Origin of the sequence: Lacinutrix sp. MedPE-SW (assembly GCF_001874145.1) — a bacterium.
Classification (GTDB): Bacteria; Bacteroidota; Bacteroidia; order Flavobacteriales; family Flavobacteriaceae; genus Lacinutrix.
On sequence record NZ_MPCX01000013.1, the window covers coordinates 1 to 23307 of the forward strand.

Consider the following 23307-nt stretch of genomic DNA (forward strand, 5'->3'; position numbering starts at 1 on the left):
ATTCAAGGTGAAACTGGTCCACAAGGACCGCAAGGTCCTGCTGGTATAGACGGAGCTAATGGTGCTGATGGCGCACAAGGCCCGCAAGGCGAACAAGGTATTCAAGGTGAAACTGGTCCACAAGGACCGCAAGGTCCTGCTGGTGCAGATGGAGCTAATGGTGTTGATGGCGCGCAAGGTCCGCAAGGCGAACAAGGTATTCAAGGTGAAACTGGTCCACAAGGTCCGCAAGGGCCTGCTGGTGCAGACGGAACTGATGGTGTTGATGGTGCGCAAGGTCCGCAAGGTGAACAAGGTATTCAAGGTGAAGTTGGACCTTCTAATGCATATGTTGGTCATTTTATAATTACCAACACTGGAAATATTACAATAAATGTTCCTTTTGAACCATCTCAAGTAACATTTCAAGCTTATGCAAATATTGAAAGTGAAAATTTAAACGCTGATAATGGCGTAGGAAATAATAATAATGGATTTAATAATGCTTTTGGTGGAATGACTGGTTATGCAAGAGGAACAACACAACAAGTAATTTATGTTGGTGGTAGTGGCTCTTCTATTAATGATATTTCACGTTACGCTTCTAGTTCTCATTGTATAGGAATTAGATATTCTAATAATAATGGTGATAATTTAGGTTTAACTACTGCTAGACTTGTTTCATTTAACACTAATGGATTTACATTAAATGTGGATAATAAAACTGAAAACATAGTCGTAATATTTACAGCTTATGAATAATTACATTCGTTTAATACTATCGTCTATAGCTACTTGTTCTTTCGTACTATTAAATGCTCAAAGTGCTTTTAATAATTTTGGAAATGTTCAAATACACAATCAAGGTCAAGTTGGTTTTCATATCAATTTAGAAAACAATGGGACTTTTAATGAAAACTTAGGTTTAGCAGGATTCTATAACTTAAATAATTCGTTGACCATTTCTGGAACGCAAGCGCCTTTATTTTATAATATGGAAGTTGCGGTAGATAATGATTTATATCTTGAAATAAATACTCAAGTTAGCAATACTTTAAGCTATATCATTGGAGATATTATAACGCCTAGAGAAAATTTATTAAACTCTTTGGATTATTTAAATGATGCTCTTTTTGTTGCTGAAGATGATTTAAGATTAACCGATGGTTATGCATCGTATACAGGAAATAATTCATTTAGATTTCCTATAGGAGATGATAATAAATTAAGACCAATAATTCTTCCTGCTCAAGTTAATAGCTCAAAGTTTAAAGCTGCATATTTTAATGAAGATCCAAATTTTCCATCTACATTTTCTATTAATTTTGATACCAATAACTCTGAAAATATTTTAAATTCAATTAGCACAGAAGAATTTTGGGATTTTAATGGAGATGAATCTACATTTATAACACTTACTTGGAATCAAGAAAGTCAAATTTCGAATTTAACAGATGACCTTATGAACTTAAGAGTTGTAGGTTGGAGTAAAACTGAAAGCAAATGGGTAGATTTAGGCAATACTAATGTCACAGGAGATATAAATAATGGAACTATTAATTCCTTTGAGTTTATTCCAAACAACTTTGAAATTATAACTTTTGGTGGACTCATTGGAAGTAACGGATTAACGGTATATAATGGCGTAAGTCCTAATGGAGATGGATTAAATGATTTTTTTGTAATTGAAGGTGTAGAATTATTTAATAGCGAATTAAAAATATTTAACCGTTGGGGACGTACAGTCTACGATGCAAAAAATTACAAAAACACTTTTAATGGCATTTCTAATAAAAAAGTTGTTGGTAGCCAAGGAAACAAACTACCTGTTGGCACCTATTTCTATGTATTAGATCTACCTCAAGATAACAAAACCTATTCAGGTTGGATTTATCTTAACTATTAATTATAGTGTTTTATAAAAGTGGTAACCATAAATTTCATATCCTTCGTTATAATAAAATTTATGCGAAGGATAATTTTGAACGTAAGTATTTAACTCAGATGTGTTACAACCCTTAGATTTAGCATATTTATATATCCATTTAAAAAACAATTTACCCAAGCCTTTACCTTGATATTCTGCTTCAATATAAACATGGTCTACTTCCATAGATTTTCCTGCATAATGTCTAGTTTGAAACCACATGCCACAAATTCCAATTAATTTTTCATTTAAATAAATCCCTGCACATTCATAATTTTCTTTTACCATTTCAGCAAAACGTGCTTTCAAAACATCATCAGAATTTGCATTTTTACTTAATTTTTGAACTAAAGGAATAATAGAAAATATATCATCTTTTTCAATAAGTTTAAAGCTAAAATCCATCATTTTTTTTAGTAAATTTAAATAAATTTGAAACACTTTAATCTAAAATATGAATAGACGCCACTTTTTAAAAAAAACTAGCCTAACAACAGCTGCGATTGTTACTTTACCAAAAACATTTTTTAATCAAGATGATTCTATTACTATAAATCAACTTATTGGTAAAGGCCAACCTGTTTTATTAGGAAATGGCTATAAACTTTTAGAAGAGGCACATATTGCTTTTAAAAAATTACAAAAAGAAGCTTTAAAAAGTAATATAAAAATAGCTGCAGTTTCTAGTTATAGAAGTTACAGTCATCAAAAACGTATTTGGGAACGCAAATATAAAAGTAATAATACTAAAGGCTTAACTCCAAAAGCTAACATAAAAAAAATAATAGAATACTCAACCATTCCAGGAACATCTAGACACCATTGGGGAACAGATATAGACATCTATCAAACAAATGTTAAACAACCAAATAGTATTTTGCAACCAAAAAATTATCATGATAATGGTTCATATTGCAAATTAAAAGAATGGATGGATACTAATGCATCTTATTTTGGCTTTCATTTAGTATATACAGATATTTCAAACAGAAAAGGGTTTAAGTACGAACCTTGGCATTATAGTTACAAACCTTTGTCCCAAAACTTCCTTAAAGCCTATAAAAAAATAGACATATCTAAAATATTACAAAATGACAATCTATTAGGGAGTAATTATTTTACAAAAGAATTTATAAACCAATACATTACACAAAATATTTTAGATATTAATCCTGAACTTTTGTAACTTTAAAACAGAACTAAAACCATTAAAATATTATGAAACAAGGCGGACTTAAAGGCAGACTACTTATAGGTTTAGTTATTGCCGCATTTTTTGGCTTTAAATATTGTAGCCAACAAGAAGTCAATCCATATACCGGAAAAAAACAAGCTATATCAATGACTCCTCAAGAAGAAATTCAAATGGGATTGGCCAGTCGAAATCAAATGGCAGCACGGCATGGTGGTTTACATCCAAATGAGCAATACCAAGCATTGGTTGATAATGTAGGCCATAAATTAGTAAATAATAGTATTGCAAAAGAAACACCTTACCAATATGAGTTTCATTTATTAGCAGACCAAAATACCATAAATGCTTTTGCTCTACCTGGAGGACAAATATTTATAACCTATGCCTTATTTTCTCAATTAAAAAATGAAGACCAGCTTGCTGGCGTATTAGGTCATGAAATTGGGCATGTATTAGGAAAACACTCTGCTGAACGAATTGCAAATTCAGAGCTATGGAAAGGTTTATCTACAGCTGGCTCTGTTGGAGCAGATATGGGTGGCGTTGTAGCACAAATAGGAAATGGAACTTTATTAAAAAATGGTAGAGGAGACGAATTAGAAAGTGACGATTTAGGTGTACGCTTCATGATGCGCGCTGGTTATGATCCACAAGAAATGATTGGAGTAATGCAAATTTTAAAAGCTGCTGCAGGACCAAATCGCCAACCAGAGTTTTCAAGTACTCATCCAGATCCAGATAATAGAATGGAAAAAATTAGAGAATCTATTGAAAAATACAGAAGATAACTCAAAAAAAAGCCTTGTTTAAAACAAGGCTTTTTTTTTATAAATTTTTAAACATTTAAGCTTTTTTCTTAAGTGTGTTTTTAATTAATTTATAAGATTCTGAAGCATTAGATAATTCTGCATATTTTAACGCAGTCATCCCTTTTTTGCATTTAGTTTTTAAATCTGCTCCATTAGAAATTAATAATTTTAAAATTTCAACTCTATTATATCTAGCAGCAAACATTGATGGTGTCATACCTCTAGATTTTTTATTAATATTTTCTCCTAAATTAATTAATGTTTTTACAGTTTCAATATCACCTTTAACGATAGCTCTGCAAAAAGAATTAACTTCATTTTTTTCTGTTAGTTCTACTTCATTTGTAGTACTAACTTTTACTGTGTCTGCATTTAAAGTTGCAACAGAGAAACTTAATGCAATTGCCGAAATAATTAATGTTTTTTTCATGATTTAAATTTTGATTGATTAATGATTTGTTTTTTTATTACACTAAAGAGACGACAAAAAAAACAATTTGTTACAATAAAAATCAAATATTAACATACACGTAATCATTTGACTACAAATATGTTAAGGTATTCTTAAAATTATAAAGACAATTAACAAAAACTCAAAATAAAGTTAACCATTGTTTAATTAACTATATTTTTTTAGGTCGCATCTTAAAATTTTATATTTGTATTCTAAAGCAAAAAAAATGAATAAAAAAGTCATACTAATGATTCTTGATGGTTGGGGAAAAAGCCCAGACCCAAAAGTTTCTGCAATAGATAATGCCAACACACAATTTATTGATAGTTTATATACAAAATTTCCACATGCACAACTTAGAACAGACGGCTTACATGTAGGCTTACCAGAAGGCCAAATGGGAAATAGTGAAGTTGGACACATGAATTTGGGTGCAGGACGTATTGTTTATCAAGACTTAGCTAAAATTAATTTAGCTGTAGAAAACAAATCTTTAGCAAAAGAACCTGTTTTAGAAAACGCATTTCAATACGCTAAAAAAAATAACAAAGCAGTTCATTTTTTAGGATTATTAAGTAATGGAGGTGTTCATTCTCATATAAACCATTTAAAAGGGTTAATTGATGTTGCCCAAGATTTAGGCATCACAAAATCTTACATCCACGGTTTTACAGATGGTAGAGATGTAGATCCACAATCTGGAAAAGGTTTTATTGCAGATATAGAACAATACATCCAAGATAAAAACACACAAATCGCATCAATCACTGGTCGTTATTACGCAATGGATAGAGATAAACGTTGGGAACGAGTACAATTAGCATACAATGCTTTAGTAAATGGCAAAGGCGAGTTATCTAGAAATATTCAAGAAAGTATTCAAAATAATTATAACAATAATATTACAGACGAGTTTATAAAACCTATCATTAAAGTAGATGGTTATGGTCTTCCATTAACAACTATAAAAGAAGATGATGTTGTAATATTCTTTAATTTTAGAACAGATAGAGGTCGCCAATTAACCGATGCTTTATCTCAGCAAGATTTTCCAGAATTTAAAATGAAGAAACTTAATTTGTATTATGTAACAATGACAAATTATGATGAGAATTTTAAAGGATTACACGTTGTTTTTAATAAAGACAACATAACCGAAACGTTAGGTGAAGTTTTAGAAAAAAACAATAAAACCCAAATAAGAATAGCTGAAACAGAAAAATATCCTCACGTAACATTTTTCTTCTCTGGCGGTAGAGAAAAACCTTTTCAAGGAGAAACACGAATATTAAAAAACTCTCCTAAAGTAGCAACATACGATTTACAACCAGAAATGAGTGCTTTTGAGCTAACCGATGCTTTAATACCAGAACTACAAAAAGGAGAGGTTGATTTTGTATGTTTAAATTTCGCAAATGGAGATATGGTTGGTCACACAGGCTCTATGGAAGCAGCAATAAAAGCTTGCGAAGCTGTAGATAAATGTGTAGACAAAGTTATTAGTACCGCTGTAGAACATGATTATACAGTTTTAGTTATTGCAGATCATGGTAATTGTGAAACCATGATTAATCCAGACGGTTCACCTAATACTGCACATACCACAAATCCTGTACCTTTAATTTTAGTAGATAAAGACATAAAAAATATTAAAGATGGTATACTTGGAGATATTGCACCAACCATTTTAAAATTAATGGGTATAGAACAACCAAATGCTATGACTCAAGAACCTTTAGTATAAAATAGCTTTAACTACTTGAAATAAAGTAGAATTATAAATTGTATTTTTGTACACTATTTAAAAGTTAAATGAAAATCTCTAAAGGACTTATTATTGCTGTAGATTTTGATGGTACAATTGTTGAAGATGCTTATCCTAGTATTGGAGACGAAAGATTATTTGCTTTCGATACTTTAAAACGATTACAAGCAGATGGACACCGACTAATTTTATGGACCTATCGTCATGGTAAGAAATTAGAAGAAGCCGTTGAGTATTGTAAAGCAAATGGCATAGAATTTTATGCTGTAAATAAAAGTTTTCCAGAAGAGCAAACGCCAGAAAATGTTAGCAGAAAAATTCATGCAGACTTATTTATAGACGATAGAAATATAGGAGGAATACTTGGTTGGGGAGAAATATACCAGATGCTTACCAACGAACAACCTAAAGTAAAACAAAAAAAGAAAAAAGGATTTTTTAGATTCTAGAATAATATGATTATAGTAAAAACAAGAGAAGAAATAGAATTAATGCGCGAAGCTGCTCTTGTAGTTTCAAAAACTTTAGGTGAAGTTGCTAAAGCAGTAAAACCAGGAGTAACAACATTAGAATTAGACAAAATTGCAGAAACATGTATTCGTGACCAAGGTGCTGTACCAGGATTTTTAGGATTGTACGATTTTCCTAATACCTTATGTATGAGTCCTAATTCTCAAGTTGTACACGGCATTCCAAATAATACACCATTAGAAGAAGGCGATATTATTTCTATAGATTGTGGCGCAATAAAACATGGTTTTTATGGCGACCACGCTTATACTTTTCCTGTTGGAGAAATAGATGAAGAAACTAAAAAACTATTACAAGTTACTAAAGAATCTTTATATGTAGGCATCAAAGAATTAAAATTAGGAAACCGCGTTGGTGATGTTGGTTATGCAATACAAAAGTATTGCGAAAACCACGGTTACGGTGTTGTAAGAGAGTTAGTAGGTCATGGTTTAGGTCGTGTTATGCACGAAGATCCAGAAATGCCAAATTACGGTAGACGTGGTCGTGGTAAAAAGTTTGTAGAAGGAATGGTTGTAGCTATTGAGCCTATGATTAATATGGGAACACAGCGCATAAAACAACACAGAGATGGCTGGACAATTACAACTCAAGATGGTAAACCAAGTGCTCATTTCGAGCATGATGTTGCAATTTTAGATGGAAAACCAGAAATACTATCAACATTTGCTTATATCTACGACGCTTTAGGCATTACATCTAATGAAGAAGATGAATTTCGCCAGAAAGCTTTAGTGCTTTAAATTTTATATGAAGAAACTCTTCAAATTAATTTTAAACATAATCCCTAGACCTTTATTAATAAGGCTTAGTTATATTATACGTCCTGTTTTAGCTTTCTTTTTAAAAGGAAATACTTTTACAGATCCTATAGATGGTAAAAGTTTTAAAAGCTTTTTACCATACGGCTATGGTAAGCAAAGAAATAATGTACTATCACCATCTACTCTATCTCTAGAGCGCCACAGGTTGTTATGGTTATACTTAAAAAATGAAACCAATTTTTTTTTAAATACTGAAACTAATTCGGCATATAAAAAAAAAGTACTTCATTTTGCGCCAGAGCAATGTTTTTTAAAACGCTTTAAGGCTTTAAATACAATAGATTATACAACTACAGATTTATTGTCGCCAATTGCAGATGTTAAAGCAGATATATGCAACCTTCCTTTTGAAGATAATAGTTATGATATAATTTTATGTAATCACGTTTTAGAACATATTCCAGACGATACTAAAGCAATGCAAGAACTGTATCGTGTTATGAAACCTGGTGGTTATGGTATTTTTCAAATTCCGCAGGATTTATCAAGAACCACAACTTTTGAAGATAATACGATAACAGATAAAAAAGAACGTGCAAAAATTTTTGGACAATATGATCATGTGCGCGTTTATGGTCTTGATTATTTTAATAAACTTAGAAGTATTGGTTTTATGGTTAATGAGGTTGATTATACCGCAAGCCTTTCCGCGAAAGCGATAGAAAAATACTGTTTGGCTAAAGGAGAAATTATTCCCGTAGTTTACAAAAAACAATAATTTAAAATCTTAATATTATGAGCTCGCAAATACTTATTGTAACTGGTGCATTATTTGGTATGTTATCTGTAATTTTTGGTGCTTTTGGAGCTCATGCTTTAAAAAAAACATTATCTACAAACCAACTACAAAGCTTTGAAACTGGTGTAAAATACCAAATGTACCATGCTATAGTATTGCTGGTTTTAGGTTTTGGCCAAGGTCCTCAAACACGTGCTATTTATTGGTGCTTTACTTTAGGAATTATATTATTCTCTTTTAGTATTTATGGTTTAGTATTAAGTGATGCTAAAGGAAAAAAGATAAAGATTTTAGGACCAATTACTCCTATTGGAGGTTTATTATTAGTAATAGGATGGTTACTATTATTACTAAATAGTTTTTAAAGTTATTTGGTTTTAAAGCCGTTAAAAGCTTTTGTTTGCATTTCCTTATTTTCATTAATAAAAATCACATACACTTGTAATTCCGGGTGTCTTGCCAAAAAATAACTTAATTTATCAATTCCCATAGCTTGAAAAGCTGTTGCGTAACCATCGGCCATCATACAAGTATCTGTAATTACAGAAACGCTTAAAATATTTGTTTTAGTTGGGTATCCTGTTTTAGGGTTTAAAATATGAGCATAACGATTCCCTAAAGAGTCTGTTTTAAATTTTCTATAAGTTCCAGAGGTTGCCATAGCTTTATCTTTTAACTCAAAAACTACATCGTAACTTTGCGAACCATCAAAATTAGGATTTTCTATTCCAACTGTCCAACCGCTTTGTTTCTTTATATTTACACCTTTTGTTCTAAGTTCGCCACCTATATTAACCATATAGTTTTTAATGTTTTTACTTTCTAAAAACATACCAATTACATCTACAGCGTAGCCTTTTGCAATGGCATTAAAATCTATAAATGCACCTTTTCTTTTTACAATTTTCTGGTCTACAAGTCCCATTCTATTAAAACCAACAAATTGTTTTAGGCTGTCTATTTTAATACTATCTAGCTTAGTTGTTGGTTTTTCTGAACCAAAATCCCAAGCATTAACCAATTTACCAATAGTAGGATCTAAAATACCTTCAGTTTCTATATATAGTTTTTTTGATGCTTTAAAGACCTTAGTAAAATGATGATCTACAGTTACAGATTCGTTTCTGTTAATTTTAGAAATATCTGAATCTGCCTGATAATTAGACATAGACTTATTTATAATATTAAAAATGCTATCAAACTGTTTGCTAAAATCTTTGCTGGTATTAGTAGCGTAAGTAACATCGTAAAAAGTGCCAAAAACAGAACCAGATAATTTAGTATTTGTAAGTTCTTTTTTACAAGAGAAAAAAGAGGTGATAATAAGCGTTATAAGTAATGCTCTTTTCATAGTAATAATGCAATTTAGTGTTTTAAGTTAAGACTAATTTTTAATTAAAATTAGTTTCTAGAACTTGAATACCATTATACTCAATTAAATATTCTTCGTTTAAATATACTGGTAAATCTTCACCATTAGGGTTGCCTAAACCAACACCTGCATATAAAACTTTAGCATTATGCTCTCTGGCATGTTCTTTAAAAGACTCCATCCAAACAACATCATAATTATTTGCGTTATCTGGTAGCATAACAGCTTTTACAATTACAAAAAAATACTGTTTATTAGCATCCATACATACAAATTGTGGATGCTTTTTTAATTTACTATTTATAGCTATAAATTCGAATCCACGTTTTTCAAGATCTTTTCCAACGTGATTCATTGCTAAATTATGGAGTTCTTGTGGTGTTAAAGCTTTACTCATAAATGCAAAAATATAATATATTTCGCTTTCGCGGAAGAAAACCCAGAATGTAAATTATTTAAATCTTACAAATTTAGAATTATAAAACGTATAATTTGAAACTGGTATAACAGCATTCATTTTTAAATTATACCAAGGCGAAATTTTAGAGTCTTCTAGGTTTTTAACAAGATGAACACTTTGTGCAGGTGTATTACCTTGAATTAGCAAAAAAAGCTTTTCGTTTTTATTATTTATAGCTTCATCTGCCAACATAACAATATGTCCTGGACTTCCACCAATAATAAGCATATCTCCTATCTTTAGTTCTTTAATATTAGTTATAGGCTCTAATTCCTGCGATAATGATAGCGTTCCCGAATACATATAAATTAAATTTAGGTACTTATAGAAGTTACTTTTAGAGTAATTAGCTGTTGCTGTTTTGCTAAATGTTACTTTATTACCACTAACTTTTGGTCTGTATCCTTTAGCATATTCAATCCAAGAGCAATAATGTCCTGAAGTGAAATTAAAGCCTATTTCGTCTTGCCTATTTGCATCCCATAGGTATTCGCTTCTAATTCTTATTAAAGCATCTGCGCATTGCTGCAAACCGTTTTTAGGAACTGGTAAATCTAGAATACCAATATGTCCACGTTGCCAATAATATTCGCTATCATCAAAATTAATAATTTTACTCCCAAAGGGTTTTAAATTATAATTTTGAAGATACTCTTGAAAAGAGCCTTTTTTATATAAAATACGTTTATAACCGTTTGGCAATTTAACTCTAGACTTTATAGTTGAACTATCTTTATTAATTAAATCTGCATGACTAACTATAGATTTTGAAATATATGTTACAGTCTGCTTTACAGGTTTAAAGTAAAAACCTAATAGTATAAACACAAGAACTAGAATAATAGCGAATAAATATTTCTTCATACGTTTATTAAAACGAAAAAACCCAACACTTTCGTATTGGGTTTTATTATTTTAATTGAAGATTAACCTCCAAAGTCATCAAATCTAATATTCTCATCTGGAATACCGAAGTCTTCTCCCATTTTTTGAACTGCTTGGTTCATTAATGGTGGACCACAGAAATATAATTCTATATCCTCTGGTGTTTCATGGTGATTTAAGTAGTTATCAATAACACAATTGTGAACGAAACCTACAAAACCATCTCCAGGTGCATCAATATTTTCTTTTACTTTCCAGTTATCTTCTGGTAAAGGTTCAGATAATGCTAAATAAAACTTGAAGTTAGGGAAATCTTTTTCTAATTGATAGAAGTGATCTAAATAGAATAATTCTCGTTTAGAACGACCACCGTACCAATAAGTTACTTTTCTTCCTGTTTTTAAAGTTTTGAATAAGTGGTATAAGTGAGAACGCATTGGCGCCATACCTGCTCCACCACCAACATAAAGCATTTCTGCATCACTTTCGTTGATAAAGAATTCACCGTAAGGACCAGAAATAGTTACTTTATCTCCTGGTTTTTGGTTAAATATGTAAGATGAAGCTACACCTGGATTTACATCCATCCAACCGCCTTTAGCACGATCAAAAGGTGGTGTTGCAATACGTACATTTAACATAATCTCACGACCTTCTGCAGGATAAGAAGCCATTGAATAAGCTCTTTCTACAGTTTCTGTGTTTTTCATTACTAATGGCCATAGTTTAAACTTATCCCATTCAGCTTGAAATTTATCTGGTGTTTCATGCTCTTCTGGGTGTGCAGTAATGTCCATATCTTCGAACTTTACAGTACACTCTGGAATTTCAATTTGAATATATCCACCAGCTTTATATCCCATATCTTCTGGGATTTCAACTACAAATTCTTTAATAAAAGAGGCAACATTATAATTACGTACAACGGTTGCTTCCCATTTTTTAATTCCAAATACTTCTTCTGGAATTGTAATTTCCATGTCTTGCTTTACTTTAACTTGGCAAGATAAACGAGCTCCATGTGCTAATTCTTTTCTAGAAAAGTGAGGTGTTTCTGTTGGTAAAGCTTCTCCTCCACCAGATAATACGTGACACTCACATTGTATACAAGTTCCACCACCACCACAAGCAGATGGTAAAAATATTTTGTTACTTCCTAAAGTAGATAGTAATGTACCACCAGAAGCTACTTCTATTTCTCTTTCACCATTAATCATGATCTTTACTGGACCAGACGGTGATAATTTTTGTTTAACGAATAGTAATAAACTTACTAGTATTAATGCGATAATTAAAAACGCTACTACAGTTGTAATTACTGTTCCTAATGTTCCTGCTGCTAAAATCATATTACTTAACTATTTTAGTGTTTTCGGCTAATTTCTTAGCGTCTTCAGTTTTTACTTGCTCAACTTCTGTTGTAGGTTCTGTAGAAGGTTCTCCTTCTTCATCTCCTCCAGTTAACATTCCTCCAAAACTTAAAAATCCTATTCCCATTAAACCTGTAATGATGAAAGTAATTCCTAATCCTCTTAAAGGAGCTGGAACGTTAGAATATCTAATTTTTTCACGAATTGCAGCAATAGCTAATATTGCTAAAAACCATCCTATACCAGAAGATACACCATAGTTTACAGCTAAACCAAAAGTTTCTATCTCACGAGATTGCATAAATAAAGAACCACCTAAAATGGCACAGTTTACTGCAATTAGAGGTAAGAAAATACCAAGTGAGTTATATAATGATGGTGAAAATTTCTCTACTACTATTTCTACTAACTGAACCATTGTTGCAATGGTAGCAATAAACATAATAAATGAAAGGAAACTTAAATCGTAATCTGCAAATTCTGCGCCTAACCATTTTAATGCTCCAGGTTGTAATAAGTATTGATCTAATAACCAGTTTAATGGTACTGTTATAGCTAATACAAATATTACTGCTGCACCAAGTCCAACTGCTGTAGCTACTTTTTTAGATACGGCTAAGTATGAACACATACCTAAGAAAACCGCAAACACCATATTGTCAATAAAAATTGACTTGAAAAATAATTCGATGTGCTCTATCATTGTCTTTTATTTTTTATAACTAAAAAGGATATTAATCCTCGATTAAGTCTTTGTTTCTACTACGTTGTACCCAGATAATTAATCCTACAATTATTAATGCCATTGGAGGCATTAACATAAATCCATTGTTTTCATAACCTATAGAATATACTCCAGTTTTTTCGATTGGGTCTCCTAATACCGGAATACCAAATAAAGTTCCTGAACCTAAAAGTTCTCTAAAGAATCCTACAATAATTAAAATTACGGCATAACCTAAAGCATTACCAATACCATCTAAAAATGATTTCCAAGGACCGTTACCTAAAGCAAATGCTTCAAAACGTCCCATAATAATACAGTTGGTAATTATTAAACCAATAAATACAGAAAGTGTTTTACTTAACTCAAAAGCAAAAGCTTTTAATACTTGGTCAACAATAATTACTAAAGCTGCTACAACAATAAGTTGTACAATAATTCTAATTTTTGATGGTATAATATTACGCATTAAAGAAATTACTACGTTACCAACACCTAATACAAATAACACAGCGATTCCCATTACTAAAGAAGCTTTTAGCTCTGCAGTAATTGCTAATGCAGAACAAATACCTAATACTTGAATAGTAATTGGGTTATTATCTGCTAACGGATCTGTGATTAACTTTGCGTCTTTTTTTGAAAGTAGTCCCATGTTACTCGTTATTGTTTTTTAAGTTCATAAAGTATGGCAAATACAATTTTAAATCTTTCTTTATCATTGCAGATACGCCATCTCCTGTAATAGTTGCTCCTGCTAAGGCATCAACTTCGTAATCGTCTTTAATTTCATTTTTAGGGTCGTTATTACCTTTTGCTACAGTAATACCTTTAAATACTCCTGCGTCTGTAAGTAATTTTTCTCCATAAAAATCATCCATAAAGTAACGTTGCTTAATGTTTGCTCCTAATCCTGGAGTTTCTCCTGCGTGGTCAAAAAATGTACCTTGCACAACCATATCTTTATCTAGTGCTACATAGCCCCAAATAGCATCCCAAAGTCCTTTTCCTCTAATTGGTGCAACGTATAATTTTTTTCCGTTGTTTTCTCCAATAAATAAAGGTAAGTATCTAGATTTACCTTCTTTTACTCTGGTTTGTTGTTTTTTAACATCTATTAAGTAAGGCTCAATACCTTTATCTGCATCTGTTGAATTTTTGAAGTCTTCACCAGTAATTTCATTTAAAATTTTACCATCTTTAACTTCTAAAACTATTTGCTCTGATACTTTAGCTGTAAATTCTTGAGCTACCTTATCTGTAGAAACAAATGTGATATCACCATCACCTTCATTTCCATTTATTCCCATAGCATACAGTATATTCTGCTGCTTTTCCATTCTTTTATTTTCATCAATATTAGGTTTTAAAGACGCTGCTGTAAAAGCTAATAAAGAACCTACTACAACTACCATTGCTATTGCAAATATGATAGTGTACGAATTTTTTTCTGTGTTAACTGCCATAATTATGCTGTTTTAACTTTTAAACGTTTCATTCTACGTTTTACGTTTCCTTGAATCACATAATGATCAATAGTTGGTGCGAAGACGTTCATTAATAAAATCGCTAAAAACACTCCTTCTGGATACGCTGGATTAAATACTCTAATCATGATTGAAATAAACCCAATTAAAAAGCCGTAAATCCATTTTCCTTTATTTGTTTGTGAAGCTGTAACTGGATCTGTTGCCATGTATACTGCACCAAATAAAATACTACCAATTATTAAATGTTGCCAAAATGGTACATTCATTAAACCATAGAATTTACTTGATTCTCCAATCCACTCTGCTGATACAACACCATTAAATATTAAGCCCATAGTTAATGCACCTATTAATGTTGACACTATAATTCTCCAGCTTCCTACTTTTGTGAAGATTAAAAATAAAGCTCCAATAATTATTAATAGTTTTGAAGTTTCACCTATTGATCCTGGTATAAAACCAAAAAACATATCCATGATATCTATATTAGGTAATGTTGTGCCTTGCGCATAAGCTCCTAATAATGTTTCTCCTGAAATCGCATCTGGAGTTCCTGCTAATTCTGTTGCTTTGTGAACCCATACTTTATCTCCAGACATCCAAGTTGGATATGCAAAGAATAAAAATGCACGAATGGTTAATGCAGGATTAAGAATATTCATTCCTGTTCCTCCAAACACTTCTTTACCTATAACTACACCAAAAATAACTGCTACTGCTAACATCCATAATGGGATATCTACAGGTACAATTAATGGCACTAACATTCCTGTTACAAGGTAACCTTCTTCTACTTCGTGACCTTTTATAACTGCAAAAATAAATTCTACAATTAAACCTACACCGTAAGAAACTATTACTAAAGGTAAAACCGTCCAGGCTCCTATTACAAAATTATCCCATGTAAGGAAATTTCCAAATAAAGAAGCCTCTCTAGTAATTCCAGCAGCAGCATCTATAGCAGCATAATGTTGGTAACCAGCGTTAAATATACCAAAGATTAAACATGGTACTAATGCCATAATTACTATGTTCATTGTACGTTTTAAATCATCGGCTGCCTTAATATGAGTTCCATTATGTGTTGTCTCATTTGGCAAATACAAAAAAGTATGAATTGCGTTAAACGCAGGCGCCATTTTAGTGCCTTTATACTTTTCTTTTAAGTTGTGTAAATTACTTTTTAAACCCATTATCCTATCTCTTTAAGCATTAAGTCTAAACCTTTTCTAATTATATCTTGATGTGGTTGCTTAGACACACAAACAAATTCTGTTAAGGCGAAATCTTCTGGTGCAACTTCGTACATACCTAAAGCTTCCATTTCATCTAAATCTTGATACATACATGCTTTTAATATTTGCAATGGATATATATCTAAAGGAAAAACTTCTTCGTAAGTTCCTGTAGTTACAAATGCACGATGCTCACCGTTTGTATTTGTATTTAAAGCAAATTCTTTTTTAGGTGTTAACCATGAAAAAGTTAATGCTCTAGAGGTAGACACTTTATTAAAAATTGGTTTGTTCCATCCAAAAAATTCATAATCATCTCCTTCTGGGATTACAGATATTACATTACTGTAATAGTCTAAATTACCGTCTGGTTTTACTTTTTTTCCGGTTAAAACGTTTCCTGAAATAATTCTATCGTTTCCGTCTTTATCAACACCATTATCATAAACCATAGTTGCGATTTCGCTTCCTATTTTAGTTTTAAAATAACGTGGCTTTTTAACCGCTGATCCTGCTAATGCAACAATACGCTCTGCGTTAAATTTACCTGTTAATAATAACTCCCCAATAATAACTAAATCTTGAGCAGCCACAGTCCAAACTGTTTCTCCTTTATTTATTGGGCTAACTTTATTTATTAACGTCCCAACATTTCCTGCTGGATGAGGACCAGACACTTTATGTACAGTAACTCCAGATAATCCTACTAATGGCGAATTACCGTTTTTACCTACACCAATGTGTACATTACCTTCCGTTAATTTAGCTAAAGCTGTAACTGCTGCCTGCAATTCTGCTTCTTTTCCTGCTAAAGTATAATCCAAATCTGCAGCCAATGGCGCACTTGCATAACCAGAAATAAAAATTGCTTTTGGAGCAACACCTGGATTTGCAACAACATCATAAGGACGCTGCTTTACAAAAGCCCAACATCCTGAAGCTAATAATTTCGCTTTAATATCTTCTGCTTTTGCAGAATCTACGTTTAAAGCTCCAAAATCTTCAAAAGATTGTTCTTTGTCTGCTTGAATTTTTATTGAAAGAATTTTACGTTTTTCTCCACGTGCTATCTCGATAACTTCTCCAGAAACTGGCGAAGCAAATTTTACGTCTTCATTGGATTTATCAAAAAATAAAGCTTCTCCGGCTTTAACTTTTGCTCCAACTTTAACAGATAATTTTGGAATTACACTGTGAAAATCTTCTGGTCTAACTGTATAAAAGTTGCTTACTATAGCGTTTTCTGTCGCTTTTTCTGCAGCTCCTTTAAGTTTTATATCAAGACCTTTTTTAATCTTAATGTCTTTTGACATGCGTATAAATCTATTTGTTAATAGTTTAGCTATATGATTTTATGATGGTAAAAAATCGGTGCAAAAATACGAATTAATAATAAAATTTCTTCCCATTATAGCATACAGATAATCTATTTATAATTATTCTAAATAAGGATTTACTTTAAGGCATAGATTTTGATTATATTTACCACTTGAAAACCCTTATAAATGGCACTTAAATTTAATATTTCTCTAGTAATTTTATTTATTACTACTATTACTTTTTCTCAGGTTCAGGAAATAAATCCTAGCCAAGAGATAAAAAGCATCACTTTTAAAGGTGACACACCAGAAAGCCAATTACCAATATTAAAACTAGGAGAATATTTAATACTAGAATTTGATGTTTTAAATGGTAATGAAGATGATTATTATTATGAAATTAAACATTATAATTTTGACTGGACACCTTCTGTTTTAATGCAAGCTGAGTACCTTAAAGGATTTAATGAACAGCGCATTAGACAATGGGACAACTCGTTTAATACCTATCAAATTTACTCACACTACACATTAACAATCCCAAACGAACAAACTAGAGGCTTAACAAAATCTGGAAACTACCTTATTACCATTTATAACGAAGATGATGAAATTGAGTTTACAAGAAAATTTATGATTTACGAAGAACTTGCAGATGTTGGCGTATCTATAAAACGTTCTCGTGATGTTTCAGAAATTGAAAACAAACAATCGGTAGATTTTGTAATTAATACCAATAAAATCAACTTTAACAACCCTAAAGAAAATATTAAAACTGTAGTAATTCAAAATAACAATCTAAACACTGCGATTACTAATTTAAAACCGCAATACATTTTAGGAAACGAACTACAATACCGCTATACAAAAGCCTCAAGTTTTTATGCTGGTAATGAATATTTCTATTTTGAAAACAAAGACTTAAGAGGTGCCAATACAGGCGTACAATTTATTAGACTAAAAGAGCTTTACAACAGTTATCTCTATTTTAATGTGCCACGTAAAAACCAACCATATACTTATAACCCAGACATTAATGGAAACTTTTTAATTACTGCTTTAGATACAGATACTCCAGAAACTCACGCCGATTATGCAAAGGTGCATTTTGGACTTAAAACAAACGAATTGCTAAACGGAGACACAGTGCATGTTTTTGGGAATTTTAATAATTATGCGGTAGATGGTAGCACACAAATGACTTATGAAACCGAGTCTCAAACTTACCAATTACCACTTATACTAAAACAAGGCTTTTACAGTTATAAATTTGTTATTAAAAAACCAGATGGTACAATTGATGAAAATGCTTTTTCTGGAAACTTTTATCAAACCGAAAACGATTACAAAGTTTTAGTTTATTATAGAGACCTTGGTGCTCGCTATGATAGATTAATTGGAGTTGGACAAGGCAACTCTGTAAACATTACAAATTAATAGCGACAAACTGTTAATATTAAGACATATAAGCAATTAAGTTTTAAAATTTAGTATTTTAGCAAAAGTATTTGTAAATAAAAAAATGGTACAACAAGTTACAAAAGGCATAAAAATTTCAGTAGAAACTAATTTTGAAGGCACTTTTTATAAAAATTATAAAATACATTATGCCTTTGGATATAAAGTTACAATTGAAAACCAGAGTAAAGACTCTGTACAACTTAATGCCAGACATTGGACTATACTTGATGCTTTAAACAATATCGAAACTGTAAGTGGCGAAGGTGTTATTGGCAAAAAACCAGTTTTAAAACCAGGCGAATCTCACACTTACAATTCTGGCTGTTTACTTACATCTCCTTTTGGTGCTATGCAAGGCCATTACAGCATGATAAACTTTACAACAACTAAAAAGTTTGATGTTGCTATACCAACTTTTAAATTAAGCGCGCCTTTTGCAATTAATTAAATTTCTGTTTCTTTATTTTTCAGCTTTTCTATTAAACCTATATGTCTTTCCGTTTTGTTCTACGTGGAAAAAACTACAGTTAGAATAGTGAATAATTTGGTAAGGTTTTTCATAATTAAATTGAGAGTCTTCAGCTAAAAAAATTGCATCGCAATCTATATTTCCATATGGAGAAATACGGCGGTACCGGTATTCGTTTTCTATAGCTGTTTTATATATTTCATACCATGCACCAGCTGCTATTCCAGACAACCATTGCGCATTTTTATGAAGACCATCAATTTTTCTTGGCTTTAAAGTACCTTCATGGTTTGGAGTATAATCTTGCAACCTATCTAAAAAGTTTTTTAAATTTTCACTTTTTTGAGAACCTTTATACTCTGTAATTTCTCCAATCTCTGAAACCTCAAAAACACAATCTCCTGTATTTGCTAATAAAACATTACCAACAGTACTTGGTGTAAACCATTTTGACTGTTGTAAAGCTTTTTTAATTTTTGAATGTGTTACAGAAGCAATTAAACTATCGGTTACAAAACGAGCACAATTACAAGCTTCTTTTTTAAAAGCAGCATAATAAATAAAACCTCGATTTTGCATTTTTGTAATATGAAGCCTTGCCTTTTTATAATTTATTTGGTCGCAAACTGAAGCTATTAATCTTCCTTCACCATGTGTGATTTTAGGTTTTGTAGCTAGAAACTTTAAAATAGCATCTAAATTTTCAATCTTATCGTTTTTAATTGCTGCTTTAAATGGAAAATGCAGTTCGTTATCTGTAAATCGTCCTCTAACTCTTCCGTTTGGTTCTGGCGTAATATATCTACCAAAATCATGATATTCCAAAACACCTGTTTCTTTATCTATTAAAACTAAGGCTGCATGACCTGCACGAACACTTGTTTTACTTCCTATTCCAAGAAACCTTAAATATGGTGAGTACCATTCTTCAGCATGCGATACAATTGTATCTGGATAGGCTAAGGTTAGAATTATTCCAGTATTCTCTTTAGCGTTACCCATTTATAGTTTCAGATAAATTAAAATTTTTAACTGCAACCTCTTTTGTGTTTAAATTATTAAAACACATTTCAAGTTTAGTATTGGTTTTTTCAATTTGTGTTATACTTGTTGTTTTAACAAAACCGCGATCCATTACAACACCAAAATCATTGTTTCCTTTTCCTGCTGTTTTATGAAATTTTAATAATGTAGATGCTTCTAATTCATTTTCAGCTTTAAAAACATTAAACCAATCGCGTCTAGCTTGTTTTTTATCTTCGGTATACAACGTTGTTGAAGACCATATTTTTGTTGCTAGTGGTAGTTGCTGAAAATGCTTTTGAGTTTCATCCCAAACCAGTTCATAAAATTTTAAATTGGTATTCCAGTCGGCAATCACAATTGTAAATGGCTCAATACCATTAAAATTATATGATGCTATTGTTGCCTCTATGGCATCTGTTGTTAATAAATCTGTTACCACAACACCTCTACTTTGCCTATATGTTGGTTTTCTTTTATGTAATTTAAAACCACCATTAAGCAAACAAACAACTCTGTTTTTATCACTTGCACCAATCCAACTTCCACCAGACTCCTGGTCTTTTGGCATTAATAACTCTGTATTATTAATAGAATAAAAATCTGGAGACAAAGCAACTCGACTTGGTGCTTCGTCTCTATTAGAAGTTAGCACAAAATCATCATTACCTTTATAAAAAATACTTACTGTACACATAAATAGTATAGTCCTAAATTGATGTAGCAACTTACAAAAAAATAAGAATTCTTTGGCATTTGCCTGAGAAAGAAATCGTTTAAAATTCCTTAACTTTGATGCTTTAAAATTTTAGACAACTAAAAACAACTAGATTTTCACTTTCGTGGAAACAAAAAATTAATTTTATATGGGAAAAGGATTTTTTAATGTGCCAATTGCAGTTAACGAACCTGTAAGAGCTTACGAGCCAGGATGCGAACATCGTGAAGCTATTTCTAAAGCATATCAAGAAATGTACAGTAGCGTTATAGACGTGCCAATGTACATTAATGGAAAAGATGTTAAAACTGGTGACACTAAACCAATGTCTCCACCGCACGACCATCAACATGTTGTTGGACACTATCATTTAGCAAAAAAATCTCACGTTGAAGAAGCTATTTCTACTGCTTTAGAAGCAAGAGAATCTTGGGCAAATACACCTTGGGAACATAGAGCTGGCATCTTTTTAAAAGCTGCCGAATTAATTGCCGGACCATATAGAGCTAGAATTAATGCTGCTACTATGATGGCGCAATCTAAAACAATACACCAAGCAGAAATTGATGCTGCTTGTGAGTTAATAGATTTTTTACGTTTTAACGTACAGTACATGACAGATATGTACCATGAGCAACCAGAGAGTACAAGTGGCGCATGGAATCGTTTAGAATACAGACCTCTTGAAGGATTTACTTACGCAGTATCGCCTTTTAACTTTACAGCTATTGCAGGAAACTTACCATCTTGTATGGCATTAATGGGTAATGTTGTAGTATGGAAACCAAGTGATTCTCAAATATACTCTGCAAAAGTAATTATGGATGTATTTGAAGAAGCTGGTGTTCCTGCTGGAGTTATTAATGTTGTATTTGGTGATCCAAAAATGATTACTGATACTGTTTTAGCAAGTCCAGATTTTTCTGGCTTACACTTTACAGGTTCTACATACATTTTTAAAGAGTTATGGAAACAAATAGGAAACAATATACACAACTATAAAACTTACCCAAAAATTGTAGGAGAAACTGGTGGTAAAGATTTTATTGTTGCTCATAAAACGGCTAACCCAATTCAAGTTGCAACAGCTATTTCTCGTGGTGCTTTTGAGTTTCAAGGTCAAAAATGTAGTGCTGCTTCTCGTGCTTATATTTCTAAAAGTATATGGAGTGAAGTAAAAGCTCAAGTAATAGAAGATGTAAAATCTTTTAAAATGGGTTCTCCTGCGGATATGGAAAACTTTATTACGGCAGTTATTCATGAAGCTTCTTTTGATAAGTTAGCAAAATATATTGACCAAGCTAAAAAAGATAAAAAAGCCGAAATTATTGTTGGTGGAAATTACGACAAGAGCAAAGGTTACTTTATTGAACCTACTGTAATTGTAACTGAAGACCCAAAATACACAACAATGTGTGATGAGTTATTTGGTCCTGTAATTACTATATATGTTTTTGAAGACAAAGATTTCTCTAAAACTTTAAAACTGGTTGATGAAACATCAGAATATGCATTAACTGGTGCTATTTTAGCACAAGATAGATATGCTATTGTTGAAGCTACAAAAGCATTACAAAACTGTGCAGGTAACTTTTATATAAATGACAAACCAACTGGAGCTGTTGTAGGACAACAACCATTTGGTGGCGCAAGAAGTTCTGGTACCAATGATAAAGCTGGAAGTATTTTAAACTTACAACGTTGGGTTTCACCTAGAATGATTAAAGAAACATTTGTTACACCAACAGATTATAGATATCCTTTTTTAGGAGAATAGAATAATCTATTTTTTAAACACAAAAAAACCAAAGCATAATGCTTTGGTTTTTTTTATTTATAATCTTTAAATTTTATTAGCCACCCCATTTTAATGGCAAGTGTACTACTTTTTTAGTTTCGTAAAAATCTTCTGAATAAAAATCACTTAAATTATATATTGTAGTCGTTTTATAATCTTTAAGTTCTTCGGTTAAATCTCCACCTTTTAAATACAAAATCCCGTTTTTTAATTCGTGATTTTGTTCTTTTTTAATTTTTCCTTTTACCCAATGAACAAATGTTGGCATTGCCGCTACTGCTCGACTTACAATAAAATCGTAAGTTTCTTTAATTTCTTCAACTCGGGTATGTGTTGTTTTAACATTCTCTAAGCCCAAACCTTGAGCAACTTCATTTACTACTTTAAGTTTTTTTGCAATACTATCTACTAAATGAAAATTACATTCTGGAAATAATATGGCTAATGGAATACCAGGAAAACCGCCACCAGTGCCAACATCCATAATATCTGAGTCGTCTTTAAACTCAATAACCTTAGCAATAGCAAGAGAATGCAAGACATGGCGCATATACAATTCGTCAATATCTTTTCTCGATACTACATTAATTTTAAGATTCCAATCTTGATACAAATGAGAAAGTTTTTCAAATTTATCTATTTGATCTTCAGTAAGATTTGGGAAGTATTTTAAAATAAGCTCCATTATTATATTTTTTGCAAAAATAGAAATTTTATATCCATATTTTTATCAAATTCTTTTTAAGTTCAAACGTTTTTA

At 31.5% G+C, this 23307-nt stretch carries 25 protein-coding genes and 1 pseudogene; 12 read left to right on the top strand and 14 right to left on the bottom strand.

Annotation, left to right across the window (positions count from 1 at the left end; translation table 11 throughout):
* A pseudogene (locus BM549_RS11940) lies at positions 1-741 on the top strand (hypothetical protein); the annotation flags it as partial.
* Positions 734-1885, top strand: a complete 1152-nt coding sequence (locus tag BM549_RS11945) for a gliding motility-associated C-terminal domain-containing protein (RefSeq protein ID WP_290470485.1) — start codon at positions 734-736, stop codon at positions 1883-1885. The pseudogene BM549_RS11940 and the gene BM549_RS11945, both read left to right, overlap by 8 nt.
* On the opposite strand, the gene BM549_RS11950 is transcribed toward BM549_RS11945, so the two are convergent.
* On the bottom strand, positions 1886-2311 hold the full coding sequence (locus BM549_RS11950; RefSeq protein ID WP_290470561.1) for a GNAT family N-acetyltransferase: 426 nt from the start codon (positions 2309-2311) through the stop codon (positions 1886-1888).
* A 49-nt stretch (positions 2312-2360) separates the two neighbouring features.
* On the opposite strand from BM549_RS11950, the gene BM549_RS11955 reads away from it, so the two are divergent.
* Both BM549_RS11955 and BM549_RS11960 read left to right on the top strand, forming a co-directional pair.
* Complete coding sequence (locus BM549_RS11955) at positions 2361-3092, top strand: M15 family metallopeptidase (protein ID WP_290470486.1); 732 nt, start codon at positions 2361-2363, stop codon at positions 3090-3092.
* Between the two features lie 32 nt (positions 3093-3124).
* The gene (locus BM549_RS11960) at positions 3125-3889 is read left to right on the top strand and encodes a M48 family metalloprotease (RefSeq protein ID WP_290470487.1); all 765 of its coding nucleotides are present in this window, start codon (positions 3125-3127) and stop codon (positions 3887-3889) included.
* A gap of 55 nt (positions 3890-3944) precedes the next feature.
* Here the strand turns inward: BM549_RS11960 and BM549_RS11965 are convergent, their stop codons facing one another.
* On the bottom strand, positions 3945-4340 hold the full coding sequence (locus tag BM549_RS11965; protein ID WP_290470488.1) for an ankyrin repeat domain-containing protein: 396 nt from the start codon (positions 4338-4340) through the stop codon (positions 3945-3947).
* A 250-nt stretch (positions 4341-4590) separates the two neighbouring features.
* Here BM549_RS11965 and gpmI point away from each other — a divergent pair, with 250 nt between their 5' ends.
* From gpmI to BM549_RS11990, 5 genes are all read left to right on the top strand, one after another.
* Positions 4591-6108, top strand: a complete 1518-nt coding sequence (gpmI, locus tag BM549_RS11970) for a 2,3-bisphosphoglycerate-independent phosphoglycerate mutase (RefSeq protein WP_290470489.1) — start codon at positions 4591-4593, stop codon at positions 6106-6108.
* A 68-nt stretch (positions 6109-6176) separates the two neighbouring features.
* Complete coding sequence (locus BM549_RS11975; protein WP_290470490.1) at positions 6177-6578, top strand: BT0820 family HAD-type phosphatase; 402 nt, start codon at positions 6177-6179, stop codon at positions 6576-6578.
* A gap of 6 nt (positions 6579-6584) precedes the next feature.
* The gene (map, locus tag BM549_RS11980) at positions 6585-7403 is read left to right on the top strand and encodes a type I methionyl aminopeptidase (RefSeq protein ID WP_290470491.1); all 819 of its coding nucleotides are present in this window, start codon (positions 6585-6587) and stop codon (positions 7401-7403) included.
* A gap of 7 nt (positions 7404-7410) precedes the next feature.
* A complete protein-coding gene (locus tag BM549_RS11985) occupies positions 7411-8202 on the top strand; it encodes a class I SAM-dependent methyltransferase (RefSeq protein WP_290470492.1) in 792 nt (263 codons plus the stop codon).
* Between the two features lie 17 nt (positions 8203-8219).
* Positions 8220-8588, top strand: a complete 369-nt coding sequence (locus tag BM549_RS11990) for a DUF423 domain-containing protein (RefSeq protein ID WP_290470493.1) — start codon at positions 8220-8222, stop codon at positions 8586-8588.
* 2 nt (positions 8589-8590) lie between these two features.
* Here the strand turns inward: BM549_RS11990 and BM549_RS11995 are convergent, their stop codons facing one another.
* The 9 genes from BM549_RS11995 to BM549_RS12035 all read right to left on the bottom strand — a co-directional run bounded on the left by BM549_RS11995 (position 8591) and on the right by BM549_RS12035 (position 17072).
* Positions 8591-9574, bottom strand: a complete 984-nt coding sequence (locus BM549_RS11995) for an FAD:protein FMN transferase (RefSeq protein WP_290470494.1) — start codon at positions 9572-9574, stop codon at positions 8591-8593.
* 40 nt (positions 9575-9614) lie between these two features.
* On the bottom strand, positions 9615-9992 hold the full coding sequence (locus tag BM549_RS12000; protein ID WP_290470495.1) for a Na(+)-translocating NADH-quinone reductase subunit F: 378 nt from the start codon (positions 9990-9992) through the stop codon (positions 9615-9617).
* Between the two features lie 54 nt (positions 9993-10046).
* Complete coding sequence (locus BM549_RS12005) at positions 10047-10919, bottom strand: DUF4846 domain-containing protein (protein ID WP_290470496.1); 873 nt, start codon at positions 10917-10919, stop codon at positions 10047-10049.
* Positions 10920-10981: 62 nt separating this feature from the next.
* Positions 10982-12289 (bottom strand): NADH:ubiquinone reductase (Na(+)-transporting) subunit F, encoded by a 1308-nt coding sequence (nqrF, locus tag BM549_RS12010; RefSeq protein ID WP_013869137.1) that lies wholly within the window; start codon positions 12287-12289, stop codon positions 10982-10984.
* 1 nt (position 12290) lies between these two features.
* Complete coding sequence (gene nqrE / locus BM549_RS12015) at positions 12291-13013, bottom strand: NADH:ubiquinone reductase (Na(+)-transporting) subunit E (protein WP_290470497.1); 723 nt, start codon at positions 13011-13013, stop codon at positions 12291-12293.
* Between the two features lie 31 nt (positions 13014-13044).
* Positions 13045-13689: an NADH:ubiquinone reductase (Na(+)-transporting) subunit D gene (locus BM549_RS12020; RefSeq protein WP_013869139.1), complete on the bottom strand. Its 645-nt coding sequence runs from the start codon at positions 13687-13689 to the stop codon at positions 13045-13047.
* 1 nt (position 13690) lies between these two features.
* Entirely contained in the window at positions 13691-14500 is an 810-nt protein-coding gene (locus tag BM549_RS12025; protein WP_013869140.1) for a Na(+)-translocating NADH-quinone reductase subunit C, read from the bottom strand.
* Positions 14501-14502: 2 nt separating this feature from the next.
* Positions 14503-15717 (bottom strand): NADH:ubiquinone reductase (Na(+)-transporting) subunit B, encoded by a 1215-nt coding sequence (locus tag BM549_RS12030; RefSeq protein ID WP_290470498.1) that lies wholly within the window; start codon positions 15715-15717, stop codon positions 14503-14505.
* Positions 15717-17072, bottom strand: a complete 1356-nt coding sequence (locus tag BM549_RS12035) for a Na(+)-translocating NADH-quinone reductase subunit A (RefSeq protein WP_290470499.1) — start codon at positions 17070-17072, stop codon at positions 15717-15719. Before BM549_RS12035 ends, BM549_RS12030 begins: the two co-directional genes overlap by 1 nt.
* A gap of 192 nt (positions 17073-17264) precedes the next feature.
* Here BM549_RS12035 and BM549_RS12040 point away from each other — a divergent pair, with 192 nt between their 5' ends.
* Both BM549_RS12040 and apaG read left to right on the top strand, forming a co-directional pair.
* Complete coding sequence (locus tag BM549_RS12040; protein WP_290470500.1) at positions 17265-18515, top strand: DUF5103 domain-containing protein; 1251 nt, start codon at positions 17265-17267, stop codon at positions 18513-18515.
* Positions 18516-18600: 85 nt separating this feature from the next.
* Entirely contained in the window at positions 18601-18987 is a 387-nt protein-coding gene (apaG, locus tag BM549_RS12045) for a Co2+/Mg2+ efflux protein ApaG (RefSeq protein ID WP_290470501.1), read from the top strand.
* 12 nt (positions 18988-18999) lie between these two features.
* On the opposite strand, the gene BM549_RS12050 is transcribed toward apaG, so the two are convergent.
* A complete protein-coding gene (locus BM549_RS12050) occupies positions 19000-20010 on the bottom strand; it encodes a DUF6695 family protein (RefSeq protein ID WP_290470502.1) in 1011 nt (336 codons plus the stop codon).
* Positions 20003-20728 carry an NRDE family protein gene (locus BM549_RS12055; protein WP_290470503.1) on the bottom strand — a complete coding sequence of 242 codons (726 nt, stop codon included), beginning with the start codon at positions 20726-20728 and terminating at the stop codon, positions 20003-20005. Before BM549_RS12055 ends, BM549_RS12050 begins: the two co-directional genes overlap by 8 nt.
* 169 nt (positions 20729-20897) lie before the next feature.
* On the opposite strand from BM549_RS12055, the gene pruA reads away from it, so the two are divergent.
* A complete protein-coding gene (pruA, locus tag BM549_RS12060; protein ID WP_290470504.1) occupies positions 20898-22526 on the top strand; it encodes an L-glutamate gamma-semialdehyde dehydrogenase in 1629 nt (542 codons plus the stop codon).
* A 76-nt stretch (positions 22527-22602) separates the two neighbouring features.
* On the opposite strand, the gene rsmG is transcribed toward pruA, so the two are convergent.
* Positions 22603-23232, bottom strand: a complete 630-nt coding sequence (gene rsmG / locus BM549_RS12065; RefSeq protein WP_290470505.1) for a 16S rRNA (guanine(527)-N(7))-methyltransferase RsmG — start codon at positions 23230-23232, stop codon at positions 22603-22605.
* Between the last annotated feature and the right edge of the window lie 75 nt (positions 23233-23307).